The sequence below is a fragment of the Algoriphagus sp. genome, from assembly GCF_046296635.1.
Taxonomy (GTDB): Bacteria; Bacteroidota; Bacteroidia; order Cytophagales; family Cyclobacteriaceae; genus Algoriphagus.
Map to the genome: position 1 here is coordinate 44,978 of NZ_JBKBKZ010000028.1, position 18,131 is coordinate 63,108.

The 18,131-nt window shown below is 41.5% G+C and carries 11 protein-coding genes; 6 read left to right on the top strand and 5 right to left on the bottom strand.

Annotated features, from left to right (window positions below; all coding sequences use genetic code 11):
• Positions 1 to 72 precede the first annotated feature (72 nt).
• The 3 genes from ACK4HU_RS17730 to ACK4HU_RS17740 form a co-directional block, all read right to left on the bottom strand.
• Positions 73 to 1,164 (bottom strand): hypothetical protein, encoded by a 1,092-nt coding sequence (locus tag ACK4HU_RS17730; protein WP_409809029.1) that lies wholly within the window; start codon positions 1,162 to 1,164, stop codon positions 73 to 75.
• Positions 1,165 to 1,263: 99 nt separating this feature from the next.
• Complete coding sequence (locus ACK4HU_RS17735; RefSeq protein ID WP_409809031.1) at positions 1,264 to 2,412, bottom strand: hypothetical protein; 1,149 nt, start codon at positions 2,410 to 2,412, stop codon at positions 1,264 to 1,266.
• A 186-nt stretch (positions 2,413 to 2,598) separates the two neighbouring features.
• Positions 2,599 to 3,051, bottom strand: a complete 453-nt coding sequence (locus tag ACK4HU_RS17740) for a GlcG/HbpS family heme-binding protein (RefSeq protein ID WP_409809033.1) — start codon at positions 3,049 to 3,051, stop codon at positions 2,599 to 2,601.
• Between the two features lie 129 nt (positions 3,052 to 3,180).
• Here ACK4HU_RS17740 and ACK4HU_RS17745 point away from each other — a divergent pair, with 129 nt between their 5' ends.
• The 3 genes from ACK4HU_RS17745 to ACK4HU_RS17755 all read left to right on the top strand — a co-directional run bounded on the left by ACK4HU_RS17745 (position 3,181) and on the right by ACK4HU_RS17755 (position 5,492).
• Positions 3,181 to 4,278: a Gfo/Idh/MocA family protein gene (locus ACK4HU_RS17745; RefSeq protein WP_409809035.1), complete on the top strand. Its 1,098-nt coding sequence runs from the start codon at positions 3,181 to 3,183 to the stop codon at positions 4,276 to 4,278.
• Between the two features lie 178 nt (positions 4,279 to 4,456).
• Positions 4,457 to 4,909: a hypothetical protein gene (locus tag ACK4HU_RS17750; protein ID WP_409809037.1), complete on the top strand. Its 453-nt coding sequence runs from the start codon at positions 4,457 to 4,459 to the stop codon at positions 4,907 to 4,909.
• 331 nt (positions 4,910 to 5,240) lie between these two features.
• On the top strand, positions 5,241 to 5,492 hold the full coding sequence (locus ACK4HU_RS17755) for a hypothetical protein (protein WP_409809039.1): 252 nt from the start codon (positions 5,241 to 5,243) through the stop codon (positions 5,490 to 5,492).
• A 251-nt stretch (positions 5,493 to 5,743) separates the two neighbouring features.
• Here the strand turns inward: ACK4HU_RS17755 and ACK4HU_RS17760 are convergent, their stop codons facing one another.
• Positions 5,744 to 6,223, bottom strand: coding sequence for a thermonuclease family protein (locus ACK4HU_RS17760; protein WP_409809041.1), 480 nt, complete (start codon positions 6,221 to 6,223; stop codon positions 5,744 to 5,746).
• A gap of 373 nt (positions 6,224 to 6,596) precedes the next feature.
• Between ACK4HU_RS17760 and ACK4HU_RS17765 the strand changes: the two genes are divergently transcribed.
• Together ACK4HU_RS17765 and ACK4HU_RS17770 are read left to right on the top strand one after the other, a co-directional pair.
• Positions 6,597 to 11,477: an Ig-like domain-containing protein gene (locus tag ACK4HU_RS17765; RefSeq protein ID WP_409809043.1), complete on the top strand. Its 4,881-nt coding sequence runs from the start codon at positions 6,597 to 6,599 to the stop codon at positions 11,475 to 11,477.
• 9 nt (positions 11,478 to 11,486) lie between these two features.
• Positions 11,487 to 13,514 (top strand): OmpA family protein, encoded by a 2,028-nt coding sequence (locus ACK4HU_RS17770; RefSeq protein WP_409809045.1) that lies wholly within the window; start codon positions 11,487 to 11,489, stop codon positions 13,512 to 13,514.
• 364 nt (positions 13,515 to 13,878) lie between these two features.
• Here ACK4HU_RS17770 and ACK4HU_RS17775 read toward each other — a convergent pair whose 3' ends face one another.
• A complete protein-coding gene (locus ACK4HU_RS17775) occupies positions 13,879 to 14,427 on the bottom strand; it encodes a helix-turn-helix domain-containing protein (RefSeq protein WP_409809047.1) in 549 nt (182 codons plus the stop codon).
• 1,341 nt (positions 14,428 to 15,768) lie between these two features.
• On the opposite strand from ACK4HU_RS17775, the gene ACK4HU_RS17780 reads away from it, so the two are divergent.
• The gene (locus ACK4HU_RS17780) at positions 15,769 to 17,937 is read left to right on the top strand and encodes a TonB-dependent receptor (protein WP_409809049.1); all 2,169 of its coding nucleotides are present in this window, start codon (positions 15,769 to 15,771) and stop codon (positions 17,935 to 17,937) included.
• Positions 17,938 to 18,131 lie beyond the last annotated feature (194 nt).

Here is an 18,131-nt window from a genome sequence, read left to right on the forward strand (position 1 = left end):
TTTTTTTATTTCCCGCAGACCGCCGCAGAAAAGGTCGCAGATCGGCGCAAATTTATAGACGAAGATTAGGGCTTAATTTTTAAATCTTGACAAATCAATTTTGTAAAACTCATATTCATCCTCGGACTTTTGCTCGGGTTTGTTGATGAAAAGACCTTCTGAAGTGAGAAACCAATTTTCGAGATCTAATTCGAATTCATAATCAAAAAAGTATTCTCCAAGTGGATCCCAATCCCCTGAATAAACACTTAGAACATAGTGTTTTGTGCGTTCAAACTTTGTTTTTCCAGCTCCAGATTCCTTTATCTTTGAGCATTTAAGAATCAAGTCATTTTTTTCAACATAAAGCAAAAAGAGATTTTCAGCCCCTTCTTTTGGTAAGGCCCAATTTGTCCATCCGCTTGGTAAAAGCTCAATTTCCCTTGGTATAAAATTAAATTCTACATTCGATCCAGGTGTGATTCTTTCAATTAGATCTACTCCTTCTAAAACATAGATTTCATTTGAACTAGGCCAGCCCAAATAATATTTATTTCTCTTAAGGTCATATGACCCTACCAAGTTTGTTGCCGTGAAATCATTTTTAAATCGTTCATACCCCTGAGGCATACCAAAATCACTTTTTTCAATTTGCAGGGTATTTAGATTTATAGATAGTATCCATTCAGTAAAATTGATGGAAAATTCATATTTCTGCCCGTTAGATTCGGGGAGGTTATTTGTATTGGGTTTCACATTAAATTGTAAGATAGCGTCTTCAATGAATTCAAATTTCCTATTAAGACTTAAACGCGTTTTATTTATCTCATTACTATCAAGGTAATTTTTAAGGTTGCAAAAGAACCTAATTTGTTGTCCATTTTGGTTATACTCAGCAATTTCTCCCATGAGATTCACTACGAATACCGAATATTTGGATATAACGACATTTCCTGAAATTCCTGCTTTCATGGATTCAGGACCTTGGTATGGAATTTCTATTCTATTTACCTCAAATCCTGACACTGGATCTGTAAAAACAAAAGCCCAACCTTTATACTTCAGAGCAGATTTTTTTGTTAAAAGAAGTTCATGATTTCCATCTTTAACTACTTTTATTTCATATACAGATTTGGTTAATGAGTCAAGATGAAAAGTAAATTCACCAACAATTAACTCCTCCAATTTCCCTTGATAAATGTTGGAGGCAGGATTCTTTGAACAGGAGAAAAGAATCAAAAAGACTAGGAGGAGTGGAGCAAAGTTTTTCATTTATGATAGCTTCTAATTAATAAACCGACTCAAGTCAATTTTATGAAACTCATATTCATCCTCCGACTTTTGCTCAGACTTATTTAGGTAAATGTAGCCTGAGCTTAAGAAGATATTTTCTAATCTACTGCCTACAGGATAAGTGAACTCAAGTTCCGCTTTGAGATTCCACGCCTCATCATAAATCGATAATAAATAAGTGGTTTCATTGAGGAACATTCGTTGTCTGATGTCCTTGATTTCTGGCTTCGTTCGTATTTGATTGATTAAAGTTACTCGTACTCGAAGGTTAGTTTTCGAATCATATAGCAAGTGCTTATTCATCGCGCTATTGTCCGGTTTTTCCCATGACCCTGAATTCCCATTTTCAATAAATAGCTCAGGGAAATAGGTTTTAGGAGTCAAACCATCCAGTTTTTTTCGGTCAATGATCTTACAATCCTTGATTAAGTAAAGTGAGTCAGAAAAGGGAAACATTGCCCAAGAATTCCCATTCTCCAAGAGCCTCAATAATTTGCCCGCTGAAATAGAATTTGCATAGGTCTCATCATAGGGAGCCTTGAAGTCAGATTTGCATAACCAGTTTCCCAAAGAATCAAATTTGCCAATCCAGGATCCGAATTCAAGATCCAAGCCATCCTTCTTCGTACGAAATGACATAATTTCAAAAGGATCGAAGGTGATTTCGAATTCGTTTTCCGAAAGAATATGCAAGCTGTTCTCTGGGTCTGGTAATTCCAGATAACCTTTCGATACATAGGAATTCATATCCAATTTTAGAGTTCTGAAAAGAGAATCCGACTGATAAAAATTTACATTTCCGATGTTGTTTGCAGCTATTAAAATCAGGCCGTCAAAAGCTTTCCCACCGTGATAACCACCTTTTAGGGAATTTGGGCCTTCTTTTGGAAGTTGAAATTGTGTTAACCTCGAGCCAGTCTGAGCATCAAAAAATTGAAACATGCCATTCCATTCAGTATAAACAACTTCCTTTCCATCAATTAGGATGGGTTCCCTAAATCCCATGAAGCCGGTTTTTTCATCCCGCTCAAAACTGACTTCACCCGAAATAAAATCTTCTAATTTCCCGGTGATAACCTCAGCTTTCTCCGAGCAAGAAATTAGGATGCCAATAATCGATAGGTAAAATAATTTCTTCATTGATCTAAATTAACTTAGAATCTAAACTAATAAAAAATCAAATGTGGATATCCGGGATCTTACCAGTAGTGTGAATTAAAGAATAGAAAATTCTTCGAAACACTTGATTTTGGGTATTCATCGGTCATCGGTCACCTGACATCCGACCCTAAAATCCGGAACTCAGACATTCAAATTCATCCCTCCTCAATACCCTTTCACTCCTGCTTCTGCAATGATTCCATCCTGAGCGGAGGTCACGCCGGAGATACCGATGGAACCAACGATGATGCCATCTCTGAAAATCGGGAGGCCGCCTTCGACGCCGACAGCATTCGGAAGGGTAGCGATTCTGCCACCTCCTTCGCCTTTCATTGCCTCTTCAAAAACTTTCGTGGGTCGCTTGAAATACAAAGCGGATTTTGCTTTGGCTTGAGCAACATCAATTGATCCGATTTGGACACCATCCATCCGTTTCAAAGAAATCAGATGTCCGCCATCGTCAAGAATAGCGATGACAACATTCCAGCCCTCAGCCATAGCTTTCGCTTCAGCGGCTTCAGTGATTCGTTCTGCATCATCAAGTGATAAATAAGGCTTGGTTTGCGCAAAAGCAATGATAGGTAAGGCTAGGAAGACAAGAATAAGAAGCTTTTTCATAATTGGGAAGGTTATTAGTTTCAATGTGAATTTTCAATCAGGAAGAATATTATTTGAAAATACCTCTAGTTTGGTTTTTATAAAAGACAAAGAACCAATAACTTATTTTTTCAATCAAATTTTGACTCTATGACCTCTAGACGCGATTCACTCAAAACCCTTGGATTGGCCACCGGACTCGGGCTCTTGGCATCCTCCAGCCTTTTTGCTTGCAGCAATAAATCCAAGAAAGATAAACTCGGCGTTGCTTTGGTTGGACTCGGGTACTATAGCACTGACCTACTCGCTCCTGCTCTGCAAAACACCAAGCATTGCTATCTCGCTGGTATCGTGACAGGAACTCCATCAAAGGCCGAAACTTGGAAAGCGAAATACAATATCCCGGATAAAAACATTTATAACTACGATAATTTTGACACGATTGTGGACAATCCGGATATCGACGTAATCTATGTGGTGCTCCCTCCCTCCATGCATCGGGAGTATGTGGAACGTGCCGCAAAGGCCAAAAAGGAAGTTTGGTGCGAAAAGCCCATGGCTGTCACAGCGGAAGATTGCCAAGCGATGATTGATGCCTGCAAAGCAAATGGTGTTGGACTTTCTATTGGCTATCGCTGTCAGCATGAACCGAATACCCAAGCGTACCAAAAGATAGTCCGAGAGGGTTCATTGGGGAAAGTGTTAAGCCTGGATTGTGCAGCGGGGTATCGTGAAGGAAGAACGGATCACTGGAAGCAAAAGCGTGAAATGGGTGGAGGAGTGATTTATGATATGGGGGTTTATTCAATTCAAGGTGCAAGATTGGGTTCAAATATGGAGCCTGTCGCTGTTAATTCCGCCAAAGTCTGGACAGAGCGTCCCGAAATTTATAAAGATGGATTGGGAGATATCGTGGAGGCGGAACTGGAATTCCCCGGAGGTGTAATCGGGAAGATCAAGACATCTTTCGCGGAAAACGTCAACTTTCTGAATATCACATGTGAAAAAGGTACTATAGAAATGGCTCCTTTTTCTTCTTACGCTGGAAACAAAGGAAAAAGCCCGCTTGGAGAGATCAACTTTCCTTATGATGTGCCTTGGCAACAAGCCAATCAAATGGATCAGGATGCCAAGGCGTTTATGGAAGGAAATTCGTATTTGGTGCCTGGAGAAGAAGGGCTCAGAGATATTCGAATCGTTCAGGCAATTCTTGAAAGTGCGGAGAAAGGTAATAGAGTTATTATTTAAAAATGGATGAGAATTTGGCTTGCTGGGAAGAATTGAAATCCATCTGAAATGAAATTTCATTCTCAAAGTGTTATCTGTCAGCAAGTCATTGATTTCTAAATCAGTTTCTTTGCTGACTTTCGTCATATGAAGCAAGTTTGGCGTTAGCTATCATTGTAAACAATAATCTGATATTACTATGAGCTCCAGACTTTCGAAAAGCAGCATTTTACACGCTTGCACCATCAAGCAGCAATTGACCATTTCTGATTTTGAAAAGGAGGTAGCTCGACTCAAATCCGAGGTGACTACCAAAGATGAATCGGAAAGCCAAGGTGGTCGTGGTACCTCTGAGCAAAATGATCTATTGGTGAGAATGGAGCACGAATTACTTTTTCTAAGAAATGAGTTGATGGTCTTGGAAAATATCGATCCGGAATCTGTCACCGAGGAAATAGGGGAAGGGTCAGTGATAGAGACCGATCAACGCATTTTCTTTGTGAGCACCTCCATCGAATCGGTAGAAGTGAATGGCAAATCAGTTTTTGGACTGTCCGTTCATGCACCCATTTATCCAGAAATGAAGGGTAAGAAAAAAGGTGATATCATTGAATATAATGGGCTTAGATATCAGATTTTGGATGTGTATTGATCTTGGAAAAGTTCAAGAATATAGGTATAAGAATTTCTCTCAGCAGGCGAATCTTCCATAGGTTTGAGGCTGGAAGACCGGAGACCACGCCACGGCGCGCAGGAGAAGACCGAAGAGGCCGCAGTCAAAGAAGGCCTTAAATTTAGATTTTAATTGCCAGATACTTTTTTATCTACTTGTGAAGAGGAGGATATTCACAAAAAATCAACTAGTGTCCCAACTTTCCACAAAGAAGGTTGGGATTCTTTTTTGCTTCCTAGTATATAGATTTTCTAGCTAAACATTTATTCGCATTGCCTACTTTTATGATCGAATAAGAAAAATCTTTCCCATGTTCGAAGGACTGAGATACCCAAAATCCCTTGATGAAGCACTTTTTAATTCCTGGATGGAAGCAGGAAGGGCGAGTCCGATCTCGTATTGCTATTTGTTGATTTTTTGGGACGAGTTGGATGAAAAGTATTTACCGGGTTTTGCAATCAATCGAAGTGAAATCGAGGAACATGAAAAGTATGGCTATTCCCCTGCCAGACAATTATTGGTGGCTGCTTATGACTTGTATTCGGAGTCAAGGGTGGGGTAAAGTCAGGGTATTGTACAAATTTTGGGTATATGCTTTTCTGCCACCAGCCAAATTTTATTATGTTCCACCTCGACTTCGCTCGGTGTCCGTTGGTTTGTTTTTGAGGGAGGGGAGGAATATGCGGCGCAGCCGCATGTTCCTCCCCTCCCTTTAACAACATCAAATCCGGTGGCCGAGCGAAGTCGAGGCCATTTTGATCTACTGGCAAAGTAGCGTATATACATATAATTTAAAGAGTAAATCCTCAAGACTCAATCCTTCCACATCCCCTTCTTTAGAGTCCTTGCTTCCCGTTCCAGCTTTACGAAATATTCTGAGTATTTCACATTAGGAGGAAAGGTTGCGGCGGTTGCATACCCTTCTTTTACCAAAAGGGCATTCAAAAATGTGCCGTCGTCCAGATAAACATAAGCCAATGTTCTCTTATATCGATCGTACCGTTGGACATCGTATTCCAGTCTGACTTTCTTTCCTGTCAGCGTCTTTTTCACGAAGTCAGAAGCTTCCTGGCCAAAGTATTCTACCTCTTTTCTGCCTGTTCGTCTCACCTCAGGAGTGTTGATCCCGATTAATCGGATTTTTTCATTTTGTCCCCTTTCATTGAGCACCCAAAAAGTATCTCCGTCTACGAATTTAGAGATTTCCAATAGCCCGGTTTTTTGCTGGGAAAATGCAGGATTTGGGTTGAGTATAATGAGTCCAATGGAAATCAAAAAAAAGAGTTTTAGCATTTAGAATGGTTGGTTGAAATTCTGTATCCGAAACTTTAAGGTATCACTCAGATTCAAACCTAATAATAGAAATTTTACTTGGAAAATGCGCCGTTTGCTACTTTTCAAAATCAGTGAAATATGTAATTTCTTTCTCTTGGAGTATAACTTTTTCAGCAAATAGACACATCACCTTTAGCCAATATAGGATTCAAAAAAGGCTGTTAAAGAGCTAAAAACCAAATTTCCTACCAAATGCAAATTTGATGTTACCAATTTCAATTTTCACTATTTATTCCGTTTATATCTTTTTTTAATCTATTCCTACTCGAATTACCAGCGGATATAAAATTGATCACCCAGTACACTAAATGAAAAATAAAATTTAAGTTTTATGAAAACAGAAACTACTAAGAACCGATTTTGGCGGTCCATTTTGGTCGCCTTATCGATAACGGCAGTCTTCGCAAGTTGCCAAGATACCTTTGATGAACTCCTTGGAATTTGCCCCGAAGTAGAGTCCACAAATCCTACAGATAAAGCTGTTGGAGTTCCCCTGAATAAGCTCATTTCTGTGACTTTCAATGAGGAAATGAATCCTGCCAGCATTAAGGCAGCGGCCTTTAGCTTGAGAGTAATGAATGCATCAGGCGGAGTAGATAGTAGTGTCTCCGGTACATTGACTTATGATGCCCCAACGAACACCATGAATTTTCTTCCGGATAGTCCTCTTAGCGCTAATACTACCTATACAGGTACGGTAGAACCGATTGTGACGGATTTATTGGGAAATGTATTACAGACTCCTTATGTATGGACATTTACTACAGGTGTCGCACCTACTGTGACTTCTACTAGCCCTACTAATCTAGCTACAGGAATTGCACTTAACACTGGCATCACTGCCACTTTCAGTGCAGAAATGGATCCTTCGACAATTAATGCTACTTCATTTACATTGAATAACGGGACAACAGGCTTAACAGGTGCTGTAAGTTACAGTAACGGTGTTGCTACATTTATTCCTTCAGTAGATCTTTTGCCGTCCACTACCTACACAGGCACAATAAGTGTTGATGCGGTAAATACAGACGGAATCCCTCTTGCAGTTGCCTACACCTGGACCTTTAATACAGGTGCGGCCCCAACTATTGTATCAACCGATCCAGCAGATAAGGCAATAAATGTTTCGATCAATACAGATGTCAGTGTGGTTTTCAGCCAAGAGATGGATCCAAATACACTGTCTGGAGCAACATTCACAGTAAAACAAGGTGATAAGGTCATTGCGGGAACGGTAACTTATAGCGGTACAACTGCTACATTCATCTCCAACACGCCTCTATCTTCCAGTCTTGTCTACACGGGTACCGTCACCACGGGTGCTAAAAATAAATTAGGAATTGCCCTTGGTGGAAATTATGTCTGGACTTTTACTACTGCGGCTTCTGAGGTAGTTGTTGCTCCGACGGTCGTTTCTACAGATCCTGGGATTAATGCAATAAATGTAGCATTCGATAAAACGGTCAAAGCTGTTTTCAGCCAAGAGATGAATCCTGCTACAATTACGGCATCGACCTTTTCCTTAAAGCAAGGTAATACTGTGGTAAACGGGACACTCAGCTTCAGTGGAACAACGCTTACTTTCAAACCGAATAGTCCGCTTTCTCCTAATCTTGTTTATACTGGCACAATCACTACCGGTGCTAAGAATACATTGGGTACAGCCCTAGCAACCAATTATGTCTGGAGTTTTACAACTGCTGCATCTGAGGTCGCTGTTGCTCCGACTGTTACTTCTACAGATCCTGTGAATAATGCTACAAATGTTGCCTTTGACAAAGTAGTCAAAGCGGTATTCAGTCAAGCAATGGATCCGTCTACTATTAATGCATCCACCTTTTCACTAAAACAAGGAAATACGACGATAAACGGAACACTTAGCTTCAATGGAAGTACATTGACTTTCACGCCAAGCAGTCCGCTTTCTCCAGGTCTTGTCTATATCGGTACCATCACCACCGGTGCTAAGAATATTCTTGGAACTCCGCTGGGAAGCAACTATATCTGGAAATTCACGACGGCCGCAGCGGAAGCTCTAATCGTACCGACGGTAATATCTACAGATCCTGAAAACAACTCGACAAACGTAGCCTTGAATAAGACTATCAAAGCGGTTTTCAGTGAAGCGATGGATCCTGCTTCAATTTCAACGATGACTTTCACCTTGAAACAAGGGAACAATGTAATCACAGGAGTAGTGAGTTATGCAGGTACAACAGCATCTTTTGTAGCAAATAATCCCCTGTCGCCTAGCCTAATCTACACAGCCACTATTACTAATGGTGCCAAGAATTTATTGGGTACCGCAATGGCGAGCAATTATGTTTGGTCATTTACAACAGCTGCTGCGATAGTTCCTCCAACAGTAACCTCCACTGACCCTGTGGACAAAGCGACTAATGTGTCTTATAACAAGACCATAAAAGCCACTTTCAGTGAGGCAATGGATCCTACTACAATTTCTGGTGCAACATTCCTATTAAAGCAAGGAGACACAGTAATTCCTGGTACGGTTACCTATTCAGGAGGTACTGCCTCCTTCGTGCCAAATAGTCCTTTATCACCAAGCTTGGTTTATACGGCCACCATCACTACCGGCGTGAAGAATCTGTCAGGTCTGGCAATGGAAAATAACTATGTCTGGACATTCACGACTTCTGCTGCTCCGGTTCCACCGACTGTAACTTCCACTGATCCTGTGGACAAAGCAACTAACGTACCTTTGAATAAGACAATTAAAGCGTTCTTCAGTGAAGTGATGGATCCTGCTACTATCACAGGGACGACATTCCTGGTGAAACAAGGAGATACAGTAGTAGCTGGAACGGTCACCTATCTCGGTACCACAGCTTCCTTTGTACCAACCAATCCGCTATCCCCTAATCTTGTTTATACTGCTACGATTACCGCAGGTGCTAAAAACGTGTCAGGTACAGCATTGGCTAGTGATTACATTTGGACATTCACAACTGTTCCACCGGTTCCACCGACTGTTACTTCAACAGATCCTGAAAACAACGCGACAAACGTAGCCTTGAATAAGACTATCAAAGCGGTTTTCAGTGAAACGATGGATCCTGCCTCGATAACAGGAGAGACATTCTTGGTTAAACAAGGAGATGTAATAGTAGCTGGCATGGTATCATATACAGGCACCACGGCATCTTTTGTACCAACAAATCCGCTTTTGGCAGGCCTAGTCTATACGGCTACCATCACTACCGGTGCAAAGAGTTCAACAGGTACTGCGATGGCCAATAATTATGTTTGGTCATTTACCACAGTAGCGCCAGTTCCACCGACTGTTACTTCAACAGATCCTGAAAACAACGCGACAAATGTAGCCTTGAATAAGACTATCAAAGCGGTTTTCAGTGAAACGATGGATCCTGCCTCGATAACAGGAGAGACATTCTTGGTGAAACAAGGCAATACAGTTGTTACAGGTACGGTTTCTTATTCAGGTACGACTGCCTCATTTGTGCCAACTAATCCTCTTTTACCTGGTCTAGTCTATACCGCAACAATCACTACAGGGGCTAAGAGTTCAACAGGTACTGCATTGGCCAATAATTATGTCTGGTCATTTACTACGGCAGTTGCAGTGGCTCCAACGGTGCTTTCTACAGACCCTGAAAACAACGCGACAAATATAGCCTTGAATAAGACTATCAAAGCGGTTTTCAGTGAAACGATGGATCCTGCCTCGATAACAGGAGAGACATTCTTGGTAAAACAAGGCAATACAGTTGTTACAGGTACAGTTTCTTATTCAGGTACAACTGCCTCATTTGTGCCAACTAATCCTCTTTTACCTGGACTAGTCTATACCGCAACAATCACTACGGGGGCTAAGAGTTCAACAGGTACTGCATTGGCCAATAATTATGTCTGGTCATTTACTACGGCAGTTGCAGTCGCTCCAACGGTGCTTTCTACTGACCCTGAAAACAACGCGACAAATGTAGCCTTAAATAAGACTATCAAAGCGGTTTTCAGTGAAACGATGGATCCTGCCTCGATAACAGGAGAGACATTCTTGGTAAAACAAGGCAATACAGTTGTTACAGGTACTGTTTCTTATACTGGTACGACTGCCTCATTTGTGCCAACTAATCCTCTTTTACCTGGTCTAGTCTATACCGCAACAATCACTACGGGGGCTAAGAATTCAACAGGTACTGCATTGGCCAATAATTATGTCTGGACATTTACTACGGCAGTTGCAGTCGCTCCAACGGTGCTTTCTACTGACCCGCAAAACAATGAGCAAAATGTTCCACTGAATAAAGTAATCAGAGCCACATTCAGTGAGCCAATGAATCCAGCGACGATTTCGGGAACAACCTTTACACTCAGACAAGGTGCAAATACGATCAATGGGTCTGTAACTTACATTGGAACTACGGCATCGTTTACTCCTAATAACCCGCTTTCACCTAACCAAACGTACACTGCGACTATCACTACAGGTGCGCAAAATCTGGCAGGAACCGGTTTGGCTGAGAATTATGTCTGGACCTTCACAACCCTGACTCAGCAGTCTGCCTATTTTGTAGATCTTAAGACTGCCGGAAGGTTTGGAATTTTCGCTGCCACTGGAATCAGTAATAATGCTGGCTTCAGTGTAATCCGAAACTTGGATGTAGGTATTACTCCTGGTGCACGTTCTTCTGTAACCGGGTTTCCGCCTGCAACTATTGTGAATGGAGCAATCTATGCCTCCGATGATGCCTCTCCAGCAGGCGTGGCAGCCATGTTGATACAAGCTAAACAACATCTGTTAGAAGCGTATTTGTTTGCTGAAGGAGCTACTTCTCCGGCACCTTCAACTATCGCGGGTGACCAGGGTGGTAAAACACTTGCTCCTGGCATTTACAAAAGCAATACCTCGCTTTTGATACAGGCAGGTGATCTGACTTTGGATGCAAAGGGTGATCCTAACGCTGTCTGGATTTTCCAGATTGGTTCAAGTTTTACCACAGTAGGAGGAGCAGGTGGAAGTATTATCCTCAGTGGAGGTGCTAAAGCCGAAAATATCTTCTGGCAAGTAGGAAGCTCTGCTACGATTGGAGACAATACCGCATTCAAAGGAAATGTATTGGCATTGACCTCAGTCACCATGAATTCCAATGCCAAGATCGTAGGCAGAATGCTCGTGCTCAATGGAGCGGTAGTGATGACAAATACAAATACCATCGAAAAACCTTAATTCAAACTAATGAACTTAATAACACATAAAACTAAGGGATCGCGCGCTGCGTGGTCCCCTAATTTCCTCCCTGTCAAAGCCCTTCTTGTTGGCGCAATGATATTTGGGGCAGGAACTCATATCACGGTTCAAGCTCAGCAGGATCAGTACAGCAGACCTGCTTGGAAGTTTGGAGTGGCGGCCGGAGCGAATTTCAACTTCAATCAAGGCCTTACTCAGCGTTTAAACTCAACTTTAACCATTCCTGCGGGGTTCAATCACGGAAATGGGGTTGGCTTGTTTCTCGGTCCTGTGATCGAATATCATCGTCTGGGATCGAGTTTTGGAATGATGCTTCAGGCAGGACATGACAGCCGTAAGAGTTCATTTGACCAGATCACTACTCCGTGCAATTGTCCGGCGGATTTGTCTACTGATTTGAGTTACCTTACTATAGAGCCGAGCCTTCGTTTTGCTCCTTTTAAAAATAGCTTCTATTTATATGTAGGTCCACGATTTGCGTTCAATAGAACGAATGCATTCAAGTACCAATTGGGAATCAATCCGGATTTTCCTGATCAAGCACCGACTCCCGCAGTAACTGGGGAATTCAGCGATATGAACCAAAAACTGATTTCGCTGCAAATTGGAGCTGGACATGATATTCAGCTTTCCTCCCAAAACAAAAAAGTACAAACCATCCTTTCACCATTCGTCGCCATCCAGCCATATTTTGGACAGAATCCCCGTTCTACCGAAACTTGGACTCTGACTACGCTTCGTGTAGGGGCAGCTTTGAAGTTTGGTAAAGGGCGTAAAATCCCAATGACAGTACAAGCTCCGGCTCCTGCACCAATGGCAGTGCCAGTGGTTAAATTTGCTGTAAACTCTCCTGAGAATAAGCCTGGATCAACCAGCTTCCTGGAGACATTTCCAATTCGGAACTACGTGTACTTTGATGCAAATTCCACTGCTATTCCAAATCGCTATGTAACGCTTGAAAAAAGTCAGGTAAAAGATTTCAAAGCAGATCAATTGGATGTCTTTGCACCGAAAGATCTAGCTGGCCGGGCTGATCGACAACTGATGGTGTATTACAATGTGCTGAATATACTTGGCGAACGCATGATGAAATATCCTTCCACTAATATCAAATTGGTTGGGTCTACAGAGAAAGGTGCTCTAGAAGCCAAGAAAATGTCTGAATCAGTTAAGACTTATTTGGTTAGCACTTGGGGAATCGACGCATCAAGAATTGCTACCGAAGGCTTGACGCAACCAAGAATCTCTTCCCAAAAGTCAAGAACATCGCAGGAACTGAATCTATTACTGGAAGGTGATCGCCGTGTGTCTATCGAAAGCAGTTCACCACAATTATTGATGGAATTTAATGGTGGTTTAGAAGCACCTCTAAAGCCAGTCTCTCTGGTAGCTCCTGAAGAAAGTTATGTTACTTTCGATGTGGATGGAGCTAAGGAAGCCTTCACTTCCTGGTCTTTGGAAGTAAAAGATTCGCAGGGAAAAATACAGAATTTCGGGCCTTTTACTTCAGAAAAAGTAAGTCTGTCAGGTGAATCGATGTTGGGTAAAAAGCCGGAAGGGGATTATACAGTGACCATGGTGGGTCTAACCAAAGATGGTCAAACGATCAGAAAAGAGACTCCGGTAAAAATGGTTCTTTGGACGCCACCGACAAGTAAAGAAGGCAATAGATATAGTATTATCTATGAATTCAACGATGCTAAGGCCTTAGCGAGCTATGAGAAATACCTCACGGAAGTGGTGGCTCCCAAGATACCACAAGGAGGTACAGTGACTATTCATGGTCATACTGATACCATTGGAGAGGAAGCATACAACCTAGGATTGTCGCTAGCACGAGCTAATGATGTCAGAAGTATTCTTGAAAAAAGTCTGACGAAGGCAGGAAGAACTGATGTGAAATTTGTAGTCAAGGGACTTGGGGAGGATGAAAAAGTCTCGCCGTTCAAAAACAAATTCCCTGAAGAGCGTGCTTACAACCGTACCGTAATCATTGATATCACTCCGGCTAAGTAAGAAATACTGATCCGAGAAAGTCAATTTGGTTTTCTATTTAAAAAGGCAGTTCTGATTATTCAGGGCTGCTTTTTTTTAAGCTACATTTTGAATCAGCAAAAAGACCTTTAGAATTTTAACCATTTAGAAAATTGAGAACATTTAGGTTGGGCTTTCAGCTTTGGTGAACAAGAAGAGCACATGACTTGACGTAAAAGAATCCGAATCTGGAGCTCAATTACGGCACTTAATGACCTTAATTCCTTAATTGTAAAGTAATCCTTCCCTTCCAATTGTGAAAATCAGGAGTAAAATATTGATCACTTCGGTCTCCCGGCTTCCAGCAAAACTGTCATGAAGAAAATGCCTTTAGCTCGCAGATCCTTCAGTTTCTCATTTCTCTTTTTTTCAATTGATTAAAAAATGATGGGGTGAGGCCCGTCACCTTTTTAAACTGGGTTGATAGATGGGAAACGCTGCTGTAATTCATTCTATGAGAGATTTCTGTAAGTGAGAGTTCCCCATAGAGCAGCAACTCCTTTACCTTTTCGATTTTGTGCAGGATGATGAATTGCTGAATCGTTATCCCCTCGACTTCAGAAAAAATATTCGATAAATAGGTGTAATCGTAGCCTACTTTTTTGCTGATATAATCAGAATGGTTTACTCGTAATTCATCCTTACTACAATGGATCAATTCGATGATTCCGTTTTTGATTTTGTCGATCAAAATACTTTTTCTGTCTTCAAGTATTTCCAAACCGACAAGCTGGAGGCTTTTCCTCAATTCTTCAATCTGATCACATGGGATAATATTTTCAGTTTCCACCACCCCAAGATCTATGGACAAATAATGGATGCCTATCCTGTCCAACTGTTGCTGAACGATCAATTTGCAACGAAGGCTGACCATGAATTTGATGTGGATTTTCAATTGGAGATTAGTTAATCAGCACTCTATGGCCTTTCAAATTAGCCCAACCATCACAAGGAAAAAGGTAATTCATCCGTTTTCCCCATTGCACAGTTTGCTTCACCATTACAGGAATTAAGCCAAGTGGTGATCGGAATTTTCAATGGCGTTTTAGTAGTCCGTTTGCTTTAGCTCTTGAAGTTTTTTTTAAAAAAAGAAATGGCTTTTTATTGAGTTTGCAAAAATTTTGAATTGCATAATTTCAACACTAAACCTCCTTTGGACACTTGTTTTTTGTTGCACTTCAGGCACTTCGATTAGGTGTGTGGTTTTTCGCCGATGCTAAAAACTCTGGACACCACCTCCATTTGTCTTGAGTCGATTAGAATAATAACGGGTGAATATTTGAATACTGATTTAGGGCAAATAATTTTTCTCCCGTAAAAAAATGCCTATTCTGAGGAATGAATGCCTCGAATGAGAAGTGAGTATAATTCTGCGCTCAAAAATTCTGAATATATTCAAAATGCGCCTATAAAAATTTTTCCGCACCTATATTCTCGATAAGAGAATAAATGGTTTTTAAAGGGGAAAGGGGGATTTGGAAGGTCTGTACACGTAACAATTCTACCAACAATCCTACATTTCCATTGCGCTGGCATCTACTTCCTTTTCTATATCAATCTTACTGCGCCATCGCTGGGATTCATCTTTCAATTCTTAAAACCCAGCTTTAAAAAGCTGGGCTATTAAAGGGCGTGCCTACAGCCCTTTTGCTCCAAATTCTTGGAGTAATCGCCGTGGTAGTATTTCTCTATCGCCGTGGTTCGTGTCTCCACGAACCACCTAATTTCATTTGGTTCCTTGGAATTTGCAATTCCGAGGTATTTCTGTAGGATTTTTAATCCGCATACACATTTCCATTGTGCTGGCATCAAATCCTTTTCCATATCAACCTTAAGCGCAATCGCCGGGATTCATCTTTTAACTCTTAAGATCCAGCTTAAAAAGCTGGGCTATTGAAGAGCGTGGCTACAGCGCTTTTGCTCTTGAGATTTCCAGTTTAAAAATTAGAAGTGTCTGCCCGAAACTTGCTAGTTTCGACCTCCCAATTCCATATGGCCTTCAAAAATCAAATTACCACATGAAATCGAGCATGATCCCGTACGTACGGGAACACACAGAGGAATGATTATAATCCATGCGAGATTCCACCTGCCTGCCGGCAGGCAGGTATGGCCTTTGAAAAAAAATTATAATCATATGAAATCGAGCATGATCCCGTACGTACGGGAACACACAGAGGGATGATTATAAACTATGCGAGATTCCATGTGGCCATAAAGAAAAAATTATAAATACATGAAATTACTTCTAGGATTTTGTGCCTTATTCTTTTGGTCTTCCCTTGGTTTTGGCCAGGAAATCTATCGCTTAAAAATTATCGATGAGGAAAGCGGGGAGGCAATTTCTGGTGCGACAGTACAGATTAAAGAACTTAAACTCGGAGAAGTTAGCGACGGAGAAGGAATTGCAGTTTTCGAAAATGTTCCCAATGGCACTTATACCATAGAAATCAGATTTTTAGGATTTGAAACGCAACGCATCAAGCGGACTTTTCCTGTTGGAGAAACTTTGGAAATCATTGAGCTACACCACGAGGAGGAAGAAATGGAAGTGGTCATGATCCAATCTACCCGGAGTAGCCGGGTGATCGAGGATATTCCAACTCGTGTGGAGGTCATCGCAGGAGAGGAACTTGCCGAAAAAGGCTATATGAAGCCTGGGGATATCCGAATGTTGCTTAATGAAAGTACCGGCATTCAGACCCAACAAACCTCCGCCACAAGCTATAATTCCAGTATTCGAATTCAGGGATTGGATGGTAAATACACGCAACTATTGCGAGATGGACTACCGCTCTATTCGGGTTACTCAGGAGGCTTGAGTTTGATGCAGATTCCCCCGCTTGATTTGGCACAAGTGGAAGTGATCAAAGGTTCGGCTTCCACGCTATATGGGGGAGGAGCCATCGCAGGATTGGTCAATTTAATTTCCAAAAGGCCTGAGGAAGATGGTGGAATTGACCTGATGATCAACGGGACTTCTGCTTTGGGACTGGATGTCAGTGGATTTTATTCACAAAAATCCGGTAAAATCGGAACGACCGTTTTTGCATCCTACAACAAAGGAACGGCTTACGATCCGGCTTCAATTGGTCTTACCGCCATTCCCAAATTTGATCGATTCACCGTCAATCCCAAACTTTTCTGGAATCCATCAGATCAAAGTGAATTAATTGTCGGATTGAATTGGACTACCGAAGAGCGTCTTGGAGGGAATCTGGCTTTTATTCAAGGAAAGGAAGTAACCGATCCCTATTTTGAAAAGAATATTACAAACCGGATATCAACCCAATTGGACTATCGCCTGGAAATTGATGAAAATTGGGATTTTCAATTCATAAACAGCTTCAACATTTTTGAGCGGACCATTTCCATCCCTGATTACAGCTTTGGTGGAAATCAATTTGCCAGTTTTTCGGAATTGAATCTGAGAACCAATAGGGGTAAATCTGAATGGGTGGGGGGAGTTAATCTTTGGACGGAAAAATTCACTCAATCTCAGGGAAACCCTGACCGACCTTTGGATTATCAACTAAATACTTTTGGAGCCTTTATTCAAAACCTCTGGGAGATTTCGCCACAATGGACGATGGAGTCCGGCCTTAGAGTGGATACCCAGCAAGATTATGGGACATTTGCCTTACCCAAATTGTCACTGATGTATGAACCCACCGAGCTTCTGACCTTTCGTCTTGGTGGAGGATTAGGTTATAAATCGCCCACCGTTTTTACCGAAGAGACAGAACGGCTTACATTCAGACAGGTATTGCCCATCGATCCCAATTCCCTGGAAGCTGAGCGTTCTGCCGGAATCAATTTGGACGCCAATTATCGGATGGCTATCGGGGAAGAATTAGTACTTAACACCAACGTGCTTTTTTTCACTACATCCATCTACAATCCATTGATTTTAACCTTGAATAACAATACATTTTATAGCTATACTCAGCCGGAGGGACAGCTTCAGACTCAAGGAGTTGAAGTCAATATGAAATGGGAATACAAGGATTTTAAACTGTTTTTAGGCTATACCTTTTCTGATGTAAGCCAAACCATCCAACAAATCAAAACACCCTTTCCGCTTGTAGCAAAGCATCGTCTGAATAATGTACTGATGTATGAAAAGCATGAAAATTTCCGGTTTGGTTTGGAAGCTTACTATTTCAGCCCCCAAGTGCTAAATGATGGAGCAATTGGCCAATCTTACTGGATTTTTGGATTTATGACAGAAAAGAATCTCGGCGAGCGATTTTCCGTTTTCCTCAATTTTGAAAACTTTCTGGATGCGAGGCAAACTCGATTTGACACGATTTATACCGGCTCTTTGGCCGATCCTGAGTTCAGGGATATCTATGCTCCTGTCGATGGATTTGTGATCAATGGAGGGTTCAAGCTTCGATTGTAAGGCTGGAGGGGGGAAGGTCCTTAGTTCTTAAGAAATCCTTGGGTCCTTGGAATTTGCAATTTCGAGGTATTTCTGTGGGATTTTTAATCCGCCTATACATTTCCATTGCGCTGGCAACTACTTCCTTTTCCATATCGACCATAAGCGCCATCGCTGGAATTCATCTTTCGATTCTAAAAACCCAGCTTTAAAAA

Bases quoted from the DNA above. Each gene is read 5' to 3' on its own strand.
- ACK4HU_RS17765 (WP_409809043.1), top strand. From the start codon at position 6,597: ATGAAAACAGAAACTACTAAGAACCGATTTTGGCGGTCCATTTTGGTC.
- ACK4HU_RS17770 (WP_409809045.1), top strand. From the start codon at position 11,487: ATGAACTTAATAACACATAAAACTAAGGGATCGCGCGCTGCGTGGTCC.
- ACK4HU_RS17780 (WP_409809049.1), top strand. From the start codon at position 15,769: ATGAAATTACTTCTAGGATTTTGTGCCTTATTCTTTTGGTCTTCCCTT.
- ACK4HU_RS17750 (WP_409809037.1), top strand. From the start codon at position 4,457: ATGAGCTCCAGACTTTCGAAAAGCAGCATTTTACACGCTTGCACCATC.
- ACK4HU_RS17760 (WP_409809041.1), bottom strand. From the start codon at position 6,223: ATGCTAAAACTCTTTTTTTTGATTTCCATTGGACTCATTATACTCAAC.
- ACK4HU_RS17745 (WP_409809035.1), top strand. From the start codon at position 3,181: ATGACCTCTAGACGCGATTCACTCAAAACCCTTGGATTGGCCACCGGA.
- ACK4HU_RS17755 (WP_409809039.1), top strand. From the start codon at position 5,241: ATGTTCGAAGGACTGAGATACCCAAAATCCCTTGATGAAGCACTTTTT.
- ACK4HU_RS17740 (WP_409809033.1), bottom strand. From the start codon at position 3,051: ATGAAAAAGCTTCTTATTCTTGTCTTCCTAGCCTTACCTATCATTGCT.
- ACK4HU_RS17735 (WP_409809031.1), bottom strand. From the start codon at position 2,412: ATGAAGAAATTATTTTACCTATCGATTATTGGCATCCTAATTTCTTGC.